The organism is Hymenobacter translucens (assembly GCF_020685205.1).
Classification (GTDB): Bacteria; Bacteroidota; Bacteroidia; order Cytophagales; family Hymenobacteraceae; genus Hymenobacter; species Hymenobacter translucens.
In genome coordinates this window covers 216,093-233,219 of the sequence record NZ_JAJERB010000006.1, presented here as the reverse complement: position 1 = coordinate 233,219, position 17,127 = coordinate 216,093, and the positions used below count along the sequence as shown (strand labels likewise).

Sequence of the window (17,127 nt, the reverse complement as noted above, 5' to 3'; positions counted from 1 at the left end):
CATGGAAAACACAAGCGGTGTATCGACTAAGATTTGCACCTTTTGCAAGAAGGCGCTACCGGTGGGCGTGTTCGGAAAGCACAAGGGGCGCAAGGATGGGCTTAGCGAGTGGTGTAAGCCTTGTGCAGCAGCAGAGAGGAAGCGGAGATACCAAGAAAGTCCCGAGACCAGAGAGCGGGCGCGCATCGCCAGACAGACTTATTACCAGAAGAACAAGGATCAGATAAACTCCCAAAAGGATGAATATCGACGGGCTGACCCCGCCGCCCATGCCGCAAGAGGCAGAAGTTGGTATCACCGCAACTTGGAAAAGGCAAGGGCTGGCAAAAGATCTTCTACTGCTAGATGGCTTGCCCGGTCGGGGCCTGAATACCGGCTCAATTGGGTTAAAAACAATCCGGAGAAGTGTAAGGCTACATGGGTCCGGCGTCGCGGGCGCACCGGTTACGGATACTTCAGCGTTCACTTGCTCCGTAGAATGTGGGCCTCTCAGAATGGCCTTTGTGTCTATTGCAAGTTGAGCCTGGGAGAGGGTCCGCATGACACCTCGAAATACCATGTTGACCATATTTGGCCGGTAAGTAAAGGCGGCACGAACGAAGAATCTAACCTCCAATGCCTTTGCCCATCGTGCAACAGGAGGAAGAACGCCAAACTCCCTCACGAATTCGAGAAGGAGATTGGGTTCCGCTCTTAGTACCCCGCTGGCAGCCATAGGGTTAATTCAGGTTATCCCGTTTCTTAATGCGGGCAATGAGTTCGTCGCGGCTGATTCCCGGTTTCACTGGTCCGGCCAGCAGCATGGCGCGGCGGTCCTTGCGGAGCGGCACCAGTTGGTTGGCGGGCTTGCGGTGCTTCTCGTCTACATTGCTGTTATACAGCACGCCGTAGAGCAGGCGGGTGTGTTCCCACTTCTCTTCTTCCCGGCGCAGGTAGCCCCGCACCCGGCAGTTGTACTGCGCGAACGTCAGCCGGAAAAAGTCCTTGGGGAGTAGTTGCAACTCCCCAAGGGCAAAGTCCATAATGTCGGCTACGCTTGGCCCGGGGCTGCCGTCGCCGCTTCCGTCGGCAGCCCCTTCCGGTTTCCCAACTCCTGAAAGCTGGCCGTGAGGGCTTCCATCAGGGGCGTTAGTTCGTCGGGCCGTAGAAACAGCACCTCCGCTACCCATTCCCGGGCCGTGTCCAGGTCGAAGTCAGCCGGCAGGGCGTTGACCTTGCGGCGCACCTTCAGGCCACAGTACACCAGGGGCGTAATGGCGTCCGGGTTGCCGCTGCCGAGCGAATCAATCGCGGCGGACAGGTCGCCGCCCTGAAGGCCAACGTATTCGAGCAGTGCGCCCATTGTAAAGGCCACGGTGCGGGGCTTACCGCCCAGGCTCAGGGTTACTTCGCCGGTTTGGGTAGGGGTGCTCATTGGTTATTCGGGGTTGATGGTTTTCACCAGGGGCAGGTTCAGGCGGATGGTAGTCGAGTAGCTGCCGACTTCTCCCACGCCAACCGAAGCCGACACCGAGGTAAAGAAGCCTTTGCAGGCGTACACCGGCTCACCGGGCTTGTCCGAACCCCAGGTGAAGTCGAAGATGGTGCCCGCCTGCCACGCGTCGATGATGTTTTCCGACGTGTAGTTGTTGGTGGCATCCGTCGAGCCCGGGCCGCTGGCATCGTTCGTGGCAACGGTCATCACGCCGTCGGCCTTCGCCGTGGCCGACTTGGCGCCGGGCAGGTAGTTCTTGTTCAGGCCGGTGCGCTTGCAGCTGGCTTCGATTTCGTCCGTGCTCAGGTCCAGGCCGATGCTGTTGGAGCAGTAGACGAGCTTGCCCCCGATGCTTACACCGAGGTTTTCAAAAGTGGATTCAGCAATCATGGGTACAGTTGGTTAAGAAGTGGGGAGAATCAATGTGTAGTCCTGACGCCTGCCGCCGATCTGGCCGGCGTCGTCGTATTGGTCGCCTTCGCCGGTCCACCGAAACCCGGCCTCCTGCAGGGCTTTGCGCACAGCATCTGCCAGCGGGTCCAGGTCGGCGTAAGCGATGGCGTAGAGGTTGATCTGCAGCCGTACCTCATCGGAAAGCGTACACTCCCGCCGGGTCTGAGCACGAGGCTGCCGGTTGACAATGCTGTAGGTGGCGGCTGGCAAGACCATCCCCGCCTCTAGCCGGTTGGGCCGGATGCGGGTTCCCAGCAGGGCCGCCGTTTCGGGGCTCGTGCTCAGGACCTGAAAAAGCAGCTCACCCGGGGCCATTAGTCGAAGTTGAGGTCTTTGAAGTTTCCGTCGAGCACCGCCTTGATGTCGAGGCGGATACCAGCTATTACTTGATCTTTGGTCTGCTCAAAGGCCGGCCGCCAAAACGGTTGGGCTGGCATCGAGCCGGTTGCCCTGCCATCCTTGCGGACGCGGGGCGCGGTTCCGAACTCAATCAGGTGCGCCGCGTAGCCGTTGAAGGCTTTGCTTCGCCGGGGGCCGACGTACACCGACGTCCCCCGTCCGGCACCCCGGCCGGCAATGGTTCCCAGGCTCTTGGCGACCGTTCCTTTGTTCCTTGGAACCAGCTCCCGGCCCCGCTGAATGAGCGGCCGGGCGTTCTTGCGCAGGATGCTTTGCAGCGTCTTTTCGCCTAGCCGTTTGGGCAGGGCGTCCAGCAGCTGCTCAACTTCCTTGAAGCCCTGGAACTGAAAGGTGTTCTTAGCGGCCATCATCGTTTCGGGTAAAGGCAGACAACTTCAGCCCGGCCCGGCGGCCCAGCTCCTGCACAGCTTCGATGTCGTACACCTGCCCCTCGTAGGTTATCCGAAGGCGGGCCGACAAACCGGGCTTGTAGCGGATGGTGAAGTCGATGCGCTGAATGGCGACCTGCTCCCCGGCTTGCACGGCTTCGTTGCCTCGGCCGTAGTCCACCCGGGCCCATACCTCCCCTACTTCAGACCAGGCCGGAACCTGCTCCCCGTAGGCGTTTTGGGTAGCGGTGTTCTGCTCTAGCGTAATGCGCCGGTCCAGCTTGCCGATGTTCATAGCACCGGCTCCCTTTCCATATCAATCAGCGCCTGGGCGCCCATTGGTATCTGCACCATGCCGTTCTGACTTGCCCCCAGGACCACCTCCTGCCGGTTTTCATACCAGTGCCCCACGACCAGCCGAATAAACTGCTGCACGATGGGCGGCACCTCGTCTACTGAGGTAGCGCCGGCCGTGTAGTACACCAGCACGCCTTCGTTGATGCGCGTCCGATAAGAGAGTTGAGGCTGAAGGCCGGAATAGCTGGTTGGGCCAACCAACAGGCCAGGATACAGGTCAGAAAGGGCGTATAATTCCGGTTCGAGGTCGGCGTAGGCGTCCCCCTCTCCGAAATACTGCACCTTCGTTACCTCCTGCACCGGGGCGAGTAGGTGAAGCCGGCCGCTATAATGCCAGCCACTGAACCCCGTCACATACTCGGCAACCATTACTGGCTGACCAGTAGCTGCTTCCCACAGCGCCCCGGCCGTTACGGCTAGGTCGCTGATATAGGCAGACTCAGCCGGCGTTGCATCTTCGGCCTTGAGGTGCGTTTTCAGCTTCTCCAGGTCGTGAGGCAGGGCGTAGCCAGGGGTAAGGCGGCGGGTCAGGGGCGCGGACATTTACAGCTGCTTGAAGAAGGGGCCGTCTTTCTGGATGCGGTCAAATGCCTCCCGGCTGATGGTGCCTTCATCACCGACGAAGTAGCCAAACTCAGGGTGCGAACGAAGCACTTTCACCTTCACGGTGTCGCTCTTCTTAGCCGATTGGGCCTTTACTTCAGCCGGCACCGACTTTTCCTCACTTGCGGTAGGAAGAGCAGCGGTTTCGGCGGCGCGGGGTGCGCTTGCGGTTTCGGGGCGGGCCGAGCGGGCTTCTGCCGTCGGCTTGGGGCCTTTTTTCTTATCCATGACTCAGGGAATGAGAGGTGAAACCATAGGCCCGGCCGGGGCTACCGGCCGGGCTGTTCAGGTTAGACGAGGGTGGTGTTCACATCCTTCACCACGGCGAAGGCTTTAGCCCGCTGTACCATGATGTCGTAGAAACCCTGGATGATGATCCGCACTTGGCCTTCCGTTGCCAGCGTGTAGGGGTCCGTGGTGATGTCCAGGCCGCCCCACTGACCGATGAGCAGGTCGCTCCAGTTACCGAAGATCAGAGCCGACAGGCCGGTGCCTGAGCCCTTGGTGATGTCGCCGGGGACGTTGGTGGTTACAGCAGCGTCGTAGCCAAACAGCTTATTAGCTTCGTCCATCAGGAACTGACCCGAGCCGGCGTCCACTTTCGTGTTCATCAGGGCCGCCATCGTGTTGACGTTCATCAAATAGCCCGGGTTGGTCAGCGGGATATTGCTGTTCATGACAGCAGCCAGCAAGGCAATGGCGGTGCCGCGGGTGAAGGCGCCACCGTTGGCGCCCAGGGCCACCTGGTTCACGTCGGGGTTGTTGATGATGCCCTGCGGGATGTTTCCCGTGCCGATTCCGTCAATGGCCGTGCGGTCCAGCTTCTGCACCACGCTGTTTTCGAGGTCGGCGCGCAGCATACGCTCAATCGAGGGGGCGGTTTGCGCCAGGAACTGCTTGGAGCGAATGGCAAACGTGCCGAGACGGTTAGGCGAAAACTCGCGGTCCACAAACTTCTGGTTGGACTTGTCGAGCGTTTCGATTTCGCCTTTCCAGGTCGATACCGCGCCGGTTGCCAGTTCGCCCATGCCGATATTGCCAACGAGGCCGGTCAGGAACTGAGCACCAAGGTCACGAATGACCGACTTGGGGCGCAGGAAGTCCAGCACGGGGCGAACTTCACGCTCTACGACGGCCGAGCCGTCTTCCGGCTGCGTGGGCATGGTTACCGAGTTGTCGCGGGTGGCAATCAGCATCTGGGGAATACCCAGGCCCTTGATGCCTTCGCCGCCGAGGCTGCGGTTTTCACGCACAGCTTCCTGGTGCATTTCTGCTTCCACGCCGTCGAGGGCGCGGTAGGAGTCGTGCGAGGGCGGCAGCGTGGAGCGAACAGCCTTCAACAGCGAATAGCTAGCCAGGCTGCGCTTCTCGGTCGTGCTGTGGTTGTTGACGGGCTTCTGCTGGCCGGCCAGGGAGGCGGCGTTGCGCTCCTGCACCTCGGCAATGTCAATGTCGCTTTTCAGCGACTCGGCCGCGTTCTGCAGGTTGCGCACTTCCGTCTTTTCCTCATCGCTGAGGCTGCGGTTCTCTGCCTTCGCCTTGTCAAACAGGGCGGTAGCAGCATCGATTTTGGCGGTGCGCTCTTCGCGCAGCTGTTGTAGGTTTTTCACGGAGAGTGAAGGTTAGAGAGTGGAGAAAAAGGCGTGTTCTTCGTGCATCCGCTGGGTTTCAGCGTCGGGTGAAGCTCTTTGGGCATCCAAGTCGGAAAGCCAGTCTTTCATTTGAGTGATTTCGGCGCTTTGGGTGTCGATAATACCCTGCGCAAAAGCCCGTATATCATCATCCTTGATCTTCTCAAGGGCTTTGTTTGCCATGTCCAGCGCCATTTCGTGGTGCGGAATCATGTCTTCCAGGAATTGACGTTCGGCCTTCGTGGCGGCCGACTCATCCCGCTTTTTCTTCTTCTTTCCCGACATTTTCATGCTACCCATGCGCTCATCCAGGCTGCGCTTGGCGGCGCTGGTATCGGCGTAGGCCGGATCGGTGACCGGGCTCACGTCGTAGACTTTCTTAATGGCGGTGACGGTGCGGACGTAGAGCGTGCCGCCGCCTTCGGTTTCCTCTTCCTCCCAGGTGTCGCCGTTGCGGGTCGTGGTGAAGGCAAAGGAGCTGCCCACCACGTCGCCGCGGTTCATCTTCGCCATCAGGCGCACATGGTCGGGGTCGGCTGGGTCGTAGCTAATGCGGTAGCTCAGCCCGCCGTCGGTGTCGCGGGTCAGCGTCATCGTGCCGGACGTGGTGCGGCCTAGCAGGATGTCGTTGTTGTGGTTGAATAACCCTACCACGTCGCTCATATCAGCGGCGTCGAGGGCTTTGGGGTCAATGATTTCCACGAACCCGCCCAGGTTCTTGGAGCGGGAGCCGCAAACGATGGCCTTACCGATGAAGGCCACCGGCTCCTGCGTGCCTTCGCGCAGTTCGACCGACAGCGTGCCGGAGGCAAAGCGTACTTCGGGGCCGTTAGGCTTCAGGGGCGTCTTCATTGGGCGTAGTCGTAGTGACAGCCGGGGCCGTCTGCTTGTCGATGATGTCGTTGATGCGGCTAAGGGGCACCATAGCGCCCTGGATAAACCGCTCGTTGCCGCCCTCCACCGGGTTCATCTCTTCCAGGTCGCGCACGTCGTTAATCGACATGACGCCCGTATTGAGCATTTCCCGGTAATAGGCGCCGCGGGCCTGCGAGTCGCCCCGCATCAGCCCGTTGAAGTTGTGTTTGCCCTTGGTGGTGGCGATTTCAGCGGCGCGGAACAGCTTCAGCCGAAACTCCTGCTCGATGTTCACCGCCCAGGGCTGCAGCGTGTTCTGGATGTACTCAATGGCCTGCTGCTCGATGTTGGCCTTGATGGAGCTGTCCATATCCCCGATTTTGTGGGGCGGGACGCGGAAGATGCTGGCGATTTCGGCCCGGCTGAGCTTGTGCGTGTTCAGGAACTCCGCATCCTTCGGGGCAATGCTGATCGGCTCGTACTTGATGCCCTCTTCCAGCATCAGCACCCGGCTGCCGCCGGTGCCGGAGTAGTTGGACTCAAACTGATTGCGGAGGCGCTCGGCAACGCCGGCGTCCTTGAACTTGGTCGGGTGCAGCATCACGCCGTCTACCCGGGCGCCCTTCTCGTAGAAGTTGATACCGTAGTTCTGGTTTGCCAGGCCCAGGCCGATGGTTTTGCGGTGGGCGTGCAGCGGGCTGATGCCGCGGCCGGCCGACAAACTCAGGCCCCGCAGGTGGATCACCTCGTAGTCGGCATAGGGCAGGCGCTTGGTGTCGCCGTCAAAGCGATACCAGAACCGGCCGTCTTTCTCCAGAACCTCGGTGCGGTCGGGGTGTTTGTAGTGCAGGGCGACGGGGCTTTGGCGGCCGTCGCGCTCAATCAGGGCGAAGGCTTCGCCGCGCAGCAGCACGGTTGCCAGCATACTCTGCCGGAACTGAAAGCTGGTTTGCTTCGGGTTGGCCTGCTGGTTGAGCAGGCGGTAGGCCGGGTGGTCTTTGCGGACTTCTTTCGAGTCGCCCGTATCCTGGTAGATCACGAACGGCAAGGCGGCCAGGTCCTGGCTGATGGCCTGCACGCACGCCCACACGGCGGCGAAGCTCAGGGCCGAATCCTGGTTGACCGACACGCCGGCTACCCCACCCCCGGTAAAGCCCAGGGCCCGGAGCAAGGCCGGGTTTGTTTCTTCCGTCGATACGGCATAGCCACGCTCTTCCCGAACAGCTGAAACAGCCGCCTGAAGCGGGGTATTTGTCGAACGGGTGAACGGGTTAGACCAGAAACTAGACACGGCTGTGGGGCTTGCTGAAACAAAGCAAGCGCACACCGGGCGCGGGTACTAGGGAAGCGGGGGAAAGGACTATATGAAACGAAAGCCCCGCCGGTTGGGGCAGGGCTTTCGGTGGTTTTCAGGGGGTTGGGGCCTTCAGAACGAGAGGAAACCCCGCCCATCCTCATTGTAGACGGATCCACTTTCCTGCTCGGTGCTGATGATTTCACCCAGGGCCATGATAGCCGCCACCGGGCCGTCGATCTTGTTCTGTGGCTGCTCCTTGCGGGGGTAGATGTTCTCCTTGGCGTCGGTGTGGGCCACGACGTTGCTGATCATCCAGGTCATCATCGGGTTTCCGTCGTGAACCAGCTTGCCGGACTTGACCAGCATTTCCAGCTGCTTCATGGGCTCCGACATATTCTGTACGGTGTTGCGGTATTCCTTCACCGGCAGCCCTTCCCCGGCTAAACGGGTCGCTAAGTACGTCGCCTGCCAGGGGTCGTACCCCATCGACACCACCGTAAACCGGCTGGCATCGTCCCGCAACTCTTCCTCAATGGTGGCCTGATCGGTCACGTTCCCCTCGGTTAACTCCAGGTAACCCTCGGTGGACCACCCCGCATAGTGGGAGGCATCGGGGTTTTCGGCCGCTGCTTCGGGCAAATAGAACCGCGGAATGAGGTAGTAGGTGTCTTCCCGCTTGAAGATGTAGACCTTGGCGGCCACGTCGAGCTTGGAGGCCAGGTCAAGGGCTATCCAGACCTCATCCCCGGCAAAGCGGTCCAGGGTCAGTTCTTTATCGGCGCAATCCTCCCAGGCTTTCATATCCATCCAGGCCGTGTCGGCATTCACCCACACGTTGAGGTGCTTGGTCAGGAAGTTGTTCTGCGCGGCGGCCATCTCCTGCGCCTTGCGGGCCTTGCGGGCAATGTCTTCCGGCTTGACCGATATTCCCCAATTAGGATTTGCCTTGGCCCATACGGTCGTATCCGTCCATACGTCTTCATCATCCAGGGTCCAGATGATACCGAAGTATTCCTCATCGGTCGCCACGCCCTGCAGCACCTTGGTCACGTAGGTGCGCTGCTCGTAGCAGATGCCGGAGCGATTGAAGCCGGCCGTGGTGATACCCCACAGCAACGGCTGGGCCCGGGCGCCGGTAGCGGTTTCAATCACGTCCCACACTTCCCGGGTCTTGTGGGCGTGCAGCTCGTCAATGATGCCGCAATGCACGTTCAGGCCGTCGAGGTTGCCGCCCTGGTCCCGGGCGAGGGCCTTGAAGGTGCCGCCGTCGGTGGTGTAGATGCTGTGCGCGGAGGTCTGCACCCCGAACCGGGCGCCGAGCCCCTTGGCCTTCTGTGCCATCCGGTGCGCGTCCTGCCATACGATCTTCGCCTGGTCCTTGGTCGTGGCGGCGGAGTACACCTCCGGCCCGCCTTCCCCGTCAGCGGTCAGCATATACAGCCCTACCCCACTGGAAAGCGTCGATTTCGCGTTTTTTCTTGGTATCTCGGTGTAGGCGGTCTTGAACCGGCGGTTTCCCGCGGCATCTACCCAGCCAAACACGCATGTTAGAATAAACATCTGCCAGGGCTCCAACTGTATCGGACGGCCGGCCCATTCCCCCTTGATGTGGGGCAATAGCTCAATAAACCGGCAGATGCGGGAAGCCTTGTCGGGGTCGAAGTGGTAGGCGAACCCGCGGCGCTTCAAATCCTTTAGCTGCCGTTCGCAGGCCAGCTTCACCCACTTGCAGGCGGGTATCGTGCCAGCCACCACGTCGCGGGCGTACTGAGTCGCCAGGGCTACGTAGTCGCGGCTAGTCGAATTGGGAGAAGCCATCTTCTTTCTTTTCAGGGGTGGGTACTACTATCCGGGTCCGGCTGCTGGGCGTGAAGCCAAACTGCTGCCCGAGCTTGGCGGCCCGGTCGCTGGCTTCGTTGTAGATGCCGACCCAGGGGCTTTTCGTCTCATAGGAGCCGCCGCCTTTGTTGGTGATGGTGGTGGTATAGCCTTCCGTCCGCAGCTTAGAAGATGCTATGTCCATCGTGGCGACGTGCTGGCAGTAGCTTTTCAGGATGGAGAGGTCGGCCGGGGTCAGCACCTTCAGGGGCTGTAGCTGCTGCATGACCCGGTTCCACTCCTGCTGACCCTTTTCGGGCAGGTCGTCGGGCGCCATCTCGAACGATTCCAGCACGGCGGGCTTCATCGAGGGCTCCAGCTTACGGGACGGGCGCAACGTGCCCTTTTGGGCCTTTAATGCGTCTGGTTTGGGGTGTGGGCTAGCCATTTGGTCGGGTGTTCCCCTTTGGGTACGAAGTTGGACGCGTGAAAATTCGAGGAAGGGCTCCGGTATCAGCCGACTATGGGCGAGGTAACAGAACCACCCCCGGGGCAGGCTAGGCCGCAAGCCTCATCTGAAGCTGTCCGATAGCCTTGTCTCCCTTGATACTATTACACTGACGGCAGGCGCACTGCACGTTGTGGTACTCATGGGTGCCGCCCTTAGAGAGAGGCAGGATGTGGTCAAGTTCAGGAGCGTTGGGCTCCATCGTGCCGCGCTTACTCTTTGGGGTCTTGATGCCGCATAGTTGGCACGTCCACTTATCCCGATCGAATACAGTCAGCACGTTGATAGGTGTATAGAATACACCGAAATGCCGTGCCCGCCGCCTATGATTCTCCTTGCCTCTCTTGGCTTGGCGTGCCATCTCATCCCGGCACGCTTCCGAACAGAAGGCCTTGATGCTTGCGCCATACGTGCGGGTGAAGTCTTTACCACAGGCCTTGCACTGCTTAGCGGTATCAGCCTTGTTGACTATTCGCGCATCGTTGCGCTTCTTCATCATAAGGCTGCTCCCTTGCTCGCTGTACTTAGCTGTTGGCCGTCGGGCGGTGAATAGCTCTCCCGTTATGATGCAAGTGTTGAAGTAGACAGGACAGGAGGTCGCGCGCTTCGGGCGGGGCTTAACCTTGGTTAGCTCCTTCAGGCGTGGGGCATTGTCAGCCATCCATTGCTTGAGGTAGCCAGCGCGCTCGGCATTGCGCTCCCGCTCCTTCTGCTTGTAGGCTTCTGTGTAGTCGGGGCGTTTCCGCAAGGCCTTGATGGAAGCATTGATGCAGGCCTTACACGCTGCCTTATGGGCGGCTTTGTCCTTCATGTAGGTGAAGTCGGCCAAGGCCTTCTCTTCCCCGCAACGGCTACACTTCTTGTTCTGCTCCATGTCTAAAGATACCGAAAAGCTGCGGTATAATCACTGTGTAACGTGCTGTTATTCTGTCTGTTTGCCTGTTTTTTGATGCTTTTCTTTGGCTGACTTGCTCTGGTGGTGGCTCCAACAAAGTCCTTGCAGGTTCTCCCTGTCCAGGAACCCGCCACCCAACCGAACCGGGGTGATGTGGTCGGCTGCTCGGCTGGGCCTGGTGCAGCCGGGTACGGCACAGATGGGTTGTTCCTGCCGTACCCGTTTACTCATCGCCTTCCACTCCGGGCTGTTGTAGTCCGACGTGCGGGCCTTGTGCTGTTGGTAGGGCTTCGGGGGTGCGGGCGGGGGCACCCAGGGCCGGCGGGCGGTCTTCGGAAGATACGGCATCAGGACGGGAGGGAATAGGCGTGGTTGGGGCGCAGCAGGTAGAAGCCCTGGTTGTCGGGGGTGGGGCTCTGCAGCTCCAGGGCGATGCGGCGGTAGAGGCGGCCGGGCTGGCTGGCGATGCGGAAGTGGCGGGGGCTGAGTACCGAGCGGCTGTTGAACAGCGGTAGGCTGCCGAAGGGGAAGCTCAGCACCGGGTAGGCGCTTACACCAGGGCGTAGCTCCAGGCGCCAGAGGTGGCCGTTGCGGGTCGTGGGCGGGAATAGCTCCAGGCGGGTATCCTTCGGGAGCCGGCCCAGCACGTCGCACAGCTGCAGGCTCAGGTAGGCGCGGCCTTTGGGGTCCACCGTCAGCAGGGCGGGCTTCACCGGCCGGGCCGCCTCCACCTGCACCACCCGGGCCGGGGCAGCCGCTGGAACGGAGCGGGTCAGCTTCGGGGCGCCGAGAAAGGCGTGGGGGCCTTTGGGGGGTTGGGGGCTACTGTTCATGGCGCTCAAAGATGAAAATGAGGTTAGGCCCGATGTATTCCGTGGAATGGAGCCGTTGTTCTACATCGCCGTGATAAGGCAACAAGGGTTGGCCTTGCCAGTCAATCAGTGTAAACGCCATGTAGTAAGGCGGCTCCTGCCGGTCCTTCCAGTTCATCCAATGCCGGACAAAGCAGGTATTCGAGAGGCGGAACACGAAGTGCTTGAATTCATCTGCGGTCATGGCGTTGGCTTATTGCTGTGGGGGAAGGCCGCCTACTGCTGGGCTTTCTTGGCGGCTTTGCGGGCGCGTTTCTCGGCAGCCTTCCGCATGGTTTCGTTCTCGGGACGGGCCGGCAGTGGGTTAGGCTCAGGTAGATGCCGGCGGGCAGGCTGTGGTCGTTGCATCTCTACACCGGCCGAAAGGGCTGACCCTGCCAGGGCGAATGCCAATAGAATGCGGTTCTTATTCGAGTTCATGGCGGGTTGTCGTTACTGTTGGGGGTGAATGCCGGCGGCGAGGGCGGCGGCGTCGAGTTGGTCCTTCTGGTCTTGGCTGAGGCCGTGCTAAGAGGTCTTCATCTTCTTGTAAAGGGCGGTCTTCATCGCACTGCACTTTCGGCATTCTCTCCGGCCCAAAGGGTTTACATAGGTGTTGGCCTCAGTGAACTCATGCCCTAGTAGGCAATGCGTCTTTTTCTGCCCAGCATGCCTTTTCTTGCCCAGCATATCCTTTGTGTTGTCCATTGGAGTCCCAGCAAAGAGATGCGAAGGGTTGACGCAAAGGGGGTTGTCGCAGGAGTGGCAAACGAATAACCCGTCACCTATAGGCCCATTCGCCAACTCATAAGCAAACCGATGGGCGCGGCGCGTCCTCCCGTTAGCGTAGAACTGGCCGTATTTATTAGCCGAGGTCTCCCGAGTGCCAGTCCAGAGCCAACACGTATCGGTTTTATTTACATAGGACCAAAACCTGTCTGCTACTGGCATGGATAGCCCTCTGCCGTTCCGGTAACGGCTCTTTAGACACGTCTTACACATCCGAGCGCCTGAAACTGACACAGTACAGTTTTCAGGTATTAGCTCATGGCCTTTTTTGCAGTGTGTTCGAAACTTTTTTGGCATAACTTTGTGGTATTGTTTACCTCACTAAGTTACCACATTCTTACCACAATGGCAAAGAAACGCACCTCTTTCTCTCTGTCCGAAACAGCCCTCATTAAACTGAGGGATCTATCTGAAAAGCGGGGCCTTAGCATGGCGTCCGTGATTGAGGTCCTCATTCGGGAGGCGAAGTAGGAGGCTCAAAGGCTAAGCAGTGCGCCACGAAGGCGGCCGTTAGCTCTCTCGGTATCTTCGGGAACACAACCCGGTCGGTACCATCTTCAAAGTCATAGGTGCTGACATGATGCACCCATCGGTAGCGGGGCTCTCCTTCGCTCAGGTCCCAGGGAGTCGAGGCGAAGGCAGGACGGGCGGCGGGTTGCTTAGCCTGTTTGCTGACCGTGGCGGGCTTCTTGGGTTCCGTTGGGGTGCTAACACCTGCCAGGGTCTGTGGTGCTCGTGGTGGGGCTGCTTTGGGCTTCTGTTGGCCTTTGGGCGTCACGTACTGGGCTCTGTATTCGGCGGCGGTCATGGCTTACTGGCTAGTTCCTCGGCAATGCACACCCGGCAGTAGGTTCCGTACTTGTGCGCGTCTTCGTCGTGGTCGAACCCCTCTGCGCTTGTTCGCACGAACTCCTGCAACTTGCTAACGGCCCGCACAATGTCGCCTGGGTCGTAGTCGAATATGTCAAGCCCTACCATTTGGGCTATGCCATCCATCTCGATACCCCATTCCTTTTGCTTGGGGGCATCTAGTGTTGCTGTCGGCCCTTTTGGCTCGGCTCCGTAGGCCCGGCGAACAATGCGGGCCTGTCGGGCTTCCCCGTCGTCATCCATCAGGGAGGCCAGTAGCTCGGCATAGGCAAGCACCCGGGCCTTGTCTCCGCTTAGCGCGCCCTCAATGATTTTGGCGATTTGCACGGCGTAGCTACTCATCCCGGCTCCCCTCCTTTCCTTCCCCTGCTACGGGCTGCCCGGCTACGTCCTGGGGAGGGGTGGCCGGCGATAGGTGGTTCAGTCGGGTGTAGCGCATCATCTTCAAGCGCCCCAGGTAGGCTCGCCGGACTGATTCGCGTTGCCAACCCGGAGAGTTGATGTGGGGCCACTCGTCGCGGATGCACTCCCACTGATGCCAGTAGACAAACAGGGAAGTGGCTGGGCTGTGGTCGGCCTTGCGAACTCGCAGTCGTCCTCTTTGGCGCAGTAGCCGCCGGTATTCGCGGCGGGATAGCTCGACTGATATGCGGGGGTTCTGGCTCATGGCGTTGTCTAGTTAGGCGGCAGGGAGGGCTATTTGGGCTGCTTGAAGGGCGGGAGAATACCGAGGTAGTAGTATCGAGTGGGCTCCCCGTAGCCGGCAAACGTCATGTAGTGGTAGCGACCCTGGTCTTTGTACTCTGCTTCTCCCGACTGCATCAGATTGCCGACTTGATATTGCGCGGGCACCACTGAGGCGAAGTGATTAAACATTTCTTCATCAACTTCATCCAATGGGCGCAGGTAGTCGAGGATGGATAGTTCGGGGCCGCCTTCCCAGGCTTGGTAGGTTTTGATGTGCGAGGCGTGATTCATTTGGTCGTGTTGTGAAAGGGTGAGAAATCAAGGTCAAAGCGGCCCGTGTTGTCGTGGTGGCACTTGCCAGAGGGAAGCCATTTGCACCGTTCAAGCTGGCCGTTGGGCAGGATGACGGAGCCAGAGGCGCGGGTGCGGGCTTCGTCGGTGCAGAGTATGGACACCTGAAGTTTCCCGTCTGCGGTGCGTCGCAGGTCTTTCAGTAGACTGATGGGCGGGACTACGTTCATGGGCCGGGCTAATTCTTGTTGAAAACTTCTGCCTCAATCCGGTCGGCTATTTCGGGGAAGGTCAAAGGCGTGTCGCTGATTTGCGTCTGAATGAAGTAGCAGTCATGGTAGGTCAGCCCCAGCGCCTCTTGTGCCTTTTTGGGGCTCATAAACTCCTGTCCGCTTTTGTTTCGGGCCATTCCGAACATTTGGCACATGATGCCGCAGGCGCAAGCGCCCTCCCGCTCCACCTCTGTTTTAAAGATTGGGTGGCCCCGTTCGTCGGACTTCATTGCCCCCTTTTTGTGGTTTCCAGTCCGGAGCGAGTGCAGAAAGGCGGCCCGGTTCTCTTTGATTTCGGCAGTTAGTTTCATGGCGTTGTCTAGTTAGGCGGCAGTCCGCGGGGAAGGGAGGGGAAGGCTGTCGAGTAGGGCGGTTATCCAGCCAGCGCGTTCAGCCGTTCGCTCTTCCTCTTCCTGCTGCTTTTCGCGGTGGTACTTGATGTCGGCCTGGGCAGCTTCGATTCGCTCAGCCAGCCAGACGGGGCCGGCCTGCTGCTTCGGGGCTTTATCCCACCTCCCGTTGCAGTCGAAGTCGATGCTGGATTCCAGCTGCTCAATCATGAACTTCTTTAGCTCCTGATGCTCGGCGGTGGGCGGGGCCCAATGTTTGGCCTTAACCAGCAGGAGTTGATAAGCCAGCTTGAGGGCATGGCGCTTATCAATCCGCTCCTGGTAGTCTTTCGTTGCTTGCTCGAACGCTTCAGCCGCGGCGGCCTCGGCTTGTTCGGGCTTCATGGCCTTAAGCTTCTTGAGTTTTTGCTCGGCTTTCTTCTCTGCCTTGCGGTGGTAGTCGCTGGGCTGCGGGAGCTTGAGCCCTTCCGATGCGGGCTCGTCCCGTTGGTCGATGGTGGCCCCGAAGGCGCGGGCGCAGCGGGTGGCGAAGTCCCGAAGGCTGGTTTCTTTGGTGATGTCGGCGGTGTATCCGGATGGCATAATCTTGTTGGGTTAGGCGGCAGTCTCTGCCTCGTTTCGGTGGATGCTCAGGCGGCCTACAGTAGTTCGCTGGGGTTGTTCCGTTTGTACTCCCGATTACTGCCCCGGACTTCGGCCTCGTAAATGGTCATGGGCACCAGCAGTAGGGCGAGGGTATTTAGCAGGTGCCGGGCGTTGTCGATAGCGCGGGCCGTGTCGGGCGGCAGGCTGAAGAAGAGGGTAACCGCCGCCAGCGTAGCTGTGACGATCATCAGCGTGTAGATGGTCCTTTTGAAGATTGTCAGCATGACTCAGGCGTCTTGGAAAGTGGATTGCGGGAACTTGTTCAGACTGAGCTCAGCCGGGGCCGAAGGCAGGACCGACCCGGTATCCCGGTAGCGTTGAATGATCTTCGGGTCAAGGGGTGACATACCCAGCAGCGGGTCGAAGTAGCGGAAGGCCCGGCGCTCGTAGTTCAGGCGGATGCCCTCTTTCGGGGTCTTGAAGCCCGACTCCGGCTCGTTCCGCATCTTCTTGACGTAGAGGTCAACGGCGGAATCGGTGGGGTCTTCGTCGCACATCGGGCGGTGCCAGACGCAGATGCTATCCATGCGGTTCGGCCACATCCGTCCGCCTTCCATGCTGTACTGGTCCGGGATCTTGAGCTCGAGCGTTTTGGGGTTGCGGGCTTCCCCGGCGGGGTGTACACAGATCACGGTACACAGCTGCTCGTCTTTGGTGAAGTCCAGCACCAGGCCGAGTTGCGCCTTGAGCTGTTCGCTCATCATGCCGCTGAACTCCCCTAGCTTGCTCTCGAGATCATTCCAGGGGTCAAGGAGCCAGCCCCGGATGCCGAACTTCTTGGCGGCCTTCACGGCGGGCAGCAGGGTTTTGAGGCTGTGCGCCTGCCGGGGGTCAATAAAGATGAAGTGCCCCATGACCCACTTCACGGCGTCCTCATACTGGGCCCGGCTCATGCGGAACGGGTGCTTCGGGTTCACCGACTGCCCCACGTAGGCTTGCACCAGAATGGCAACGGCCTTGCGGATGGGCATATTCTCCGGCACGAACAAACCCCACTTCCACCCGTCGTACACGCTTTTGGTCACCATCTTGTTGAGTTCCGCCAGGCTCTTGCCCATGCCCGGCCAGCCCGTCACGGCGCAGCACTCTCCCGGCTGCCAGAGCCAGTGCTTGTCCACCGTGGGGTAGTGGGTGGGGCTGCCGTTGGGGTTGGTGTGGTCCCAGGCGTGGAGCGATTCGGCATAGACCGTTTCGGGGCTGATGATCGGGGCCGCGTCAGCAGCGGAGGCAACCAGGGCCGGGGCCGGACGGGTGGAGGGAATCAGGGAGAACGGATTGAGGGTACTCATGCGGCTGCCCCTCCCTTCCGCTCGAGTATTTCCTGAAAGAAGGCGTACTGCTGGGCGTTGTCAGCATGGGAGCGGCGCAGATCGGCTTCGCACAGGTTCCACTGGTGCTTGAAGAACGCGGCCCGTACCGACTCATGGTGCGCGGCCTCTTCCGTCTGGGCCAGGTTCTCCCGCAGCTGGGCATTGTAGGCGGCCGTGGCCTCGAAGTATGCCTGCATGGTTGCCAGCAGCGTTGCCACTTCGCCCCACCGCTTGCCCTCGCCGGGCTTGGTGTTGAGCAGGTCAAACGCCTCGAAGGCATCCTGCACCTGCTGCTGAACAGGGGGCAGCACTTTCGCCAGGCGGGCAGTGGCGGCCTGGGCCTCGCCTTCCAGTTCGGAGAGCTTTTGAGCGTCGTAGGGCAT

The 17,127-nt window shown here is 60.1% G+C and carries 27 protein-coding genes; 1 reads left to right on the top strand and 26 read right to left on the bottom strand.

What is annotated here, in order from left to right; all coding sequences use genetic code 11:
* The first annotated feature begins 1 nt into the window (after position 1).
* Entirely contained in the window at positions 2-697 is a 696-nt protein-coding gene (locus LJY25_RS21460; RefSeq protein ID WP_394799970.1) for an HNH endonuclease, read from the top strand.
* 22 nt (positions 698-719) lie between these two features.
* On the opposite strand, the gene LJY25_RS14770 is transcribed toward LJY25_RS21460, so the two are convergent.
* From LJY25_RS14770 to LJY25_RS14640, 26 genes are all read right to left on the bottom strand, one after another.
* On the bottom strand, positions 720-1,022 hold the full coding sequence (locus tag LJY25_RS14770; protein ID WP_227609124.1) for a hypothetical protein: 303 nt from the start codon (positions 1,020-1,022) through the stop codon (positions 720-722).
* Between the two features lie 8 nt (positions 1,023-1,030).
* Positions 1,031-1,414, bottom strand: a complete 384-nt coding sequence (locus LJY25_RS14765) for a hypothetical protein (protein ID WP_227609123.1) — start codon at positions 1,412-1,414, stop codon at positions 1,031-1,033.
* A 3-nt stretch (positions 1,415-1,417) separates the two neighbouring features.
* Complete coding sequence (locus LJY25_RS14760) at positions 1,418-1,864, bottom strand: hypothetical protein (RefSeq protein ID WP_227609122.1); 447 nt, start codon at positions 1,862-1,864, stop codon at positions 1,418-1,420.
* A 12-nt stretch (positions 1,865-1,876) separates the two neighbouring features.
* Positions 1,877-2,242: a tail completion protein gp17 gene (gene gp17 / locus LJY25_RS14755; protein WP_227609121.1), complete on the bottom strand. Its 366-nt coding sequence runs from the start codon at positions 2,240-2,242 to the stop codon at positions 1,877-1,879.
* Positions 2,242-2,697, bottom strand: coding sequence for an HK97-gp10 family putative phage morphogenesis protein (locus LJY25_RS14750; protein WP_227609120.1), 456 nt, complete (start codon positions 2,695-2,697; stop codon positions 2,242-2,244). The genes gp17 and LJY25_RS14750 overlap by 1 nt, the downstream gene beginning before the upstream one ends.
* On the bottom strand, positions 2,684-3,010 hold the full coding sequence (locus LJY25_RS14745) for a phage head closure protein (RefSeq protein ID WP_227609119.1): 327 nt from the start codon (positions 3,008-3,010) through the stop codon (positions 2,684-2,686). The genes LJY25_RS14750 and LJY25_RS14745 overlap by 14 nt, the downstream gene beginning before the upstream one ends.
* On the bottom strand, positions 3,007-3,615 hold the full coding sequence (locus tag LJY25_RS14740; protein ID WP_227609118.1) for a head-tail connector protein: 609 nt from the start codon (positions 3,613-3,615) through the stop codon (positions 3,007-3,009). The genes LJY25_RS14745 and LJY25_RS14740 overlap by 4 nt, the downstream gene beginning before the upstream one ends.
* On the bottom strand, positions 3,616-3,903 hold the full coding sequence (locus LJY25_RS14735; RefSeq protein WP_227609117.1) for a hypothetical protein: 288 nt from the start codon (positions 3,901-3,903) through the stop codon (positions 3,616-3,618).
* A 62-nt stretch (positions 3,904-3,965) separates the two neighbouring features.
* Positions 3,966-5,285, bottom strand: coding sequence for a phage major capsid protein (locus LJY25_RS14730; RefSeq protein ID WP_227609116.1), 1,320 nt, complete (start codon positions 5,283-5,285; stop codon positions 3,966-3,968).
* Between the two features lie 12 nt (positions 5,286-5,297).
* Positions 5,298-6,158 carry an HK97 family phage prohead protease gene (locus LJY25_RS14725; protein ID WP_227609115.1) on the bottom strand — a complete coding sequence of 287 codons (861 nt, stop codon included), beginning with the start codon at positions 6,156-6,158 and terminating at the stop codon, positions 5,298-5,300.
* Positions 6,136-7,452, bottom strand: a complete 1,317-nt coding sequence (locus LJY25_RS14720) for a phage portal protein (protein WP_227609114.1) — start codon at positions 7,450-7,452, stop codon at positions 6,136-6,138. Before LJY25_RS14720 ends, LJY25_RS14725 begins: the two co-directional genes overlap by 23 nt.
* 135 nt (positions 7,453-7,587) lie before the next feature.
* Positions 7,588-9,276, bottom strand: coding sequence for a terminase large subunit (locus tag LJY25_RS14715; RefSeq protein WP_227609113.1), 1,689 nt, complete (start codon positions 9,274-9,276; stop codon positions 7,588-7,590).
* Positions 9,254-9,724 carry a phage terminase small subunit P27 family gene (locus tag LJY25_RS14710; protein ID WP_227609112.1) on the bottom strand — a complete coding sequence of 157 codons (471 nt, stop codon included), beginning with the start codon at positions 9,722-9,724 and terminating at the stop codon, positions 9,254-9,256. The genes LJY25_RS14715 and LJY25_RS14710 overlap by 23 nt, the downstream gene beginning before the upstream one ends.
* Before the next feature lie 109 nt (positions 9,725-9,833).
* On the bottom strand, positions 9,834-10,658 hold the full coding sequence (locus tag LJY25_RS14705; RefSeq protein ID WP_227609111.1) for an HNH endonuclease: 825 nt from the start codon (positions 10,656-10,658) through the stop codon (positions 9,834-9,836).
* Positions 10,659-11,026: 368 nt separating this feature from the next.
* A complete protein-coding gene (locus tag LJY25_RS14695) occupies positions 11,027-11,512 on the bottom strand; it encodes a hypothetical protein (RefSeq protein WP_227609110.1) in 486 nt (161 codons plus the stop codon).
* Positions 11,502-11,735, bottom strand: coding sequence for a hypothetical protein (locus LJY25_RS14690; protein ID WP_227609109.1), 234 nt, complete (start codon positions 11,733-11,735; stop codon positions 11,502-11,504). The genes LJY25_RS14695 and LJY25_RS14690 overlap by 11 nt, the downstream gene beginning before the upstream one ends.
* A gap of 323 nt (positions 11,736-12,058) precedes the next feature.
* Complete coding sequence (locus LJY25_RS21455) at positions 12,059-12,481, bottom strand: HNH endonuclease signature motif containing protein (protein WP_227609108.1); 423 nt, start codon at positions 12,479-12,481, stop codon at positions 12,059-12,061.
* 642 nt (positions 12,482-13,123) lie between these two features.
* Complete coding sequence (locus tag LJY25_RS14680; protein WP_227609107.1) at positions 13,124-13,516, bottom strand: hypothetical protein; 393 nt, start codon at positions 13,514-13,516, stop codon at positions 13,124-13,126.
* Positions 13,517-13,523: 7 nt separating this feature from the next.
* Positions 13,524-13,856: a hypothetical protein gene (locus LJY25_RS14675; RefSeq protein WP_227609106.1), complete on the bottom strand. Its 333-nt coding sequence runs from the start codon at positions 13,854-13,856 to the stop codon at positions 13,524-13,526.
* Positions 13,857-13,885: 29 nt separating this feature from the next.
* On the bottom strand, positions 13,886-14,167 hold the full coding sequence (locus LJY25_RS14670) for a hypothetical protein (protein ID WP_227609105.1): 282 nt from the start codon (positions 14,165-14,167) through the stop codon (positions 13,886-13,888).
* Positions 14,164-14,397: a hypothetical protein gene (locus LJY25_RS14665; RefSeq protein WP_227609104.1), complete on the bottom strand. Its 234-nt coding sequence runs from the start codon at positions 14,395-14,397 to the stop codon at positions 14,164-14,166. Before LJY25_RS14665 ends, LJY25_RS14670 begins: the two co-directional genes overlap by 4 nt.
* An 8-nt stretch (positions 14,398-14,405) precedes the next feature.
* On the bottom strand, positions 14,406-14,750 hold the full coding sequence (locus LJY25_RS14660) for a hypothetical protein (protein WP_227609103.1): 345 nt from the start codon (positions 14,748-14,750) through the stop codon (positions 14,406-14,408).
* Positions 14,751-14,762: 12 nt separating this feature from the next.
* A complete protein-coding gene (locus LJY25_RS14655) occupies positions 14,763-15,371 on the bottom strand; it encodes a hypothetical protein (protein WP_227609102.1) in 609 nt (202 codons plus the stop codon).
* Positions 15,372-15,427: 56 nt separating this feature from the next.
* The gene (locus LJY25_RS14650; protein WP_227609101.1) at positions 15,428-15,658 is read right to left on the bottom strand and encodes a hypothetical protein; all 231 of its coding nucleotides are present in this window, start codon (positions 15,656-15,658) and stop codon (positions 15,428-15,430) included.
* A gap of 3 nt (positions 15,659-15,661) precedes the next feature.
* On the bottom strand, positions 15,662-16,723 hold the full coding sequence (locus tag LJY25_RS14645) for a hypothetical protein (RefSeq protein WP_227609100.1): 1,062 nt from the start codon (positions 16,721-16,723) through the stop codon (positions 15,662-15,664).
* On the bottom strand, positions 16,720-17,127 hold the full coding sequence (locus LJY25_RS14640; RefSeq protein ID WP_227609099.1) for a hypothetical protein: 408 nt from the start codon (positions 17,125-17,127) through the stop codon (positions 16,720-16,722). Before LJY25_RS14640 ends, LJY25_RS14645 begins: the two co-directional genes overlap by 4 nt.

Bases quoted from the DNA above. Each gene is read 5' to 3' on its own strand.
- LJY25_RS21460 (WP_394799970.1), top strand. From the start codon at position 2: ATGGAAAACACAAGCGGTGTATCGACTAAGATTTGCACCTTTTGCAAG.
- LJY25_RS14770 (WP_227609124.1), bottom strand. From the start codon at position 1,022: ATGGACTTTGCCCTTGGGGAGTTGCAACTACTCCCCAAGGACTTTTTC.
- LJY25_RS14765 (WP_227609123.1), bottom strand. From the start codon at position 1,414: ATGAGCACCCCTACCCAAACCGGCGAAGTAACCCTGAGCCTGGGCGGT.
- LJY25_RS14760 (WP_227609122.1), bottom strand. From the start codon at position 1,864: ATGATTGCTGAATCCACTTTTGAAAACCTCGGTGTAAGCATCGGGGGC.
- gp17 (WP_227609121.1), bottom strand. From the start codon at position 2,242: ATGGCCCCGGGTGAGCTGCTTTTTCAGGTCCTGAGCACGAGCCCCGAA.
- LJY25_RS14750 (WP_227609120.1), bottom strand. From the start codon at position 2,697: ATGATGGCCGCTAAGAACACCTTTCAGTTCCAGGGCTTCAAGGAAGTT.
- LJY25_RS14745 (WP_227609119.1), bottom strand. From the start codon at position 3,010: ATGAACATCGGCAAGCTGGACCGGCGCATTACGCTAGAGCAGAACACC.
- LJY25_RS14740 (WP_227609118.1), bottom strand. From the start codon at position 3,615: ATGTCCGCGCCCCTGACCCGCCGCCTTACCCCTGGCTACGCCCTGCCT.
- LJY25_RS14735 (WP_227609117.1), bottom strand. From the start codon at position 3,903: ATGGATAAGAAAAAAGGCCCCAAGCCGACGGCAGAAGCCCGCTCGGCC.
- LJY25_RS14725 (WP_227609115.1), bottom strand. From the start codon at position 6,158: ATGAAGACGCCCCTGAAGCCTAACGGCCCCGAAGTACGCTTTGCCTCC.
- LJY25_RS14715 (WP_227609113.1), bottom strand. From the start codon at position 9,276: ATGGCTTCTCCCAATTCGACTAGCCGCGACTACGTAGCCCTGGCGACT.
- LJY25_RS14710 (WP_227609112.1), bottom strand. From the start codon at position 9,724: ATGGCTAGCCCACACCCCAAACCAGACGCATTAAAGGCCCAAAAGGGC.
- LJY25_RS14705 (WP_227609111.1), bottom strand. From the start codon at position 10,658: ATGGAGCAGAACAAGAAGTGTAGCCGTTGCGGGGAAGAGAAGGCCTTG.
- LJY25_RS14695 (WP_227609110.1), bottom strand. From the start codon at position 11,512: ATGAACAGTAGCCCCCAACCCCCCAAAGGCCCCCACGCCTTTCTCGGC.
- LJY25_RS14690 (WP_227609109.1), bottom strand. From the start codon at position 11,735: ATGACCGCAGATGAATTCAAGCACTTCGTGTTCCGCCTCTCGAATACC.
- LJY25_RS21455 (WP_227609108.1), bottom strand. From the start codon at position 12,481: ATGCCAGTAGCAGACAGGTTTTGGTCCTATGTAAATAAAACCGATACG.
- LJY25_RS14675 (WP_227609106.1), bottom strand. From the start codon at position 13,856: ATGAGCCAGAACCCCCGCATATCAGTCGAGCTATCCCGCCGCGAATAC.
- LJY25_RS14670 (WP_227609105.1), bottom strand. From the start codon at position 14,167: ATGAATCACGCCTCGCACATCAAAACCTACCAAGCCTGGGAAGGCGGC.
- LJY25_RS14665 (WP_227609104.1), bottom strand. From the start codon at position 14,397: ATGAACGTAGTCCCGCCCATCAGTCTACTGAAAGACCTGCGACGCACC.
- LJY25_RS14660 (WP_227609103.1), bottom strand. From the start codon at position 14,750: ATGAAACTAACTGCCGAAATCAAAGAGAACCGGGCCGCCTTTCTGCAC.
- LJY25_RS14655 (WP_227609102.1), bottom strand. From the start codon at position 15,371: ATGCCATCCGGATACACCGCCGACATCACCAAAGAAACCAGCCTTCGG.
- LJY25_RS14650 (WP_227609101.1), bottom strand. From the start codon at position 15,658: ATGCTGACAATCTTCAAAAGGACCATCTACACGCTGATGATCGTCACA.
- LJY25_RS14645 (WP_227609100.1), bottom strand. From the start codon at position 16,723: ATGAGTACCCTCAATCCGTTCTCCCTGATTCCCTCCACCCGTCCGGCC.
- LJY25_RS14640 (WP_227609099.1), bottom strand. From the start codon at position 17,127: ATGCCCTACGACGCTCAAAAGCTCTCCGAACTGGAAGGCGAGGCCCAG.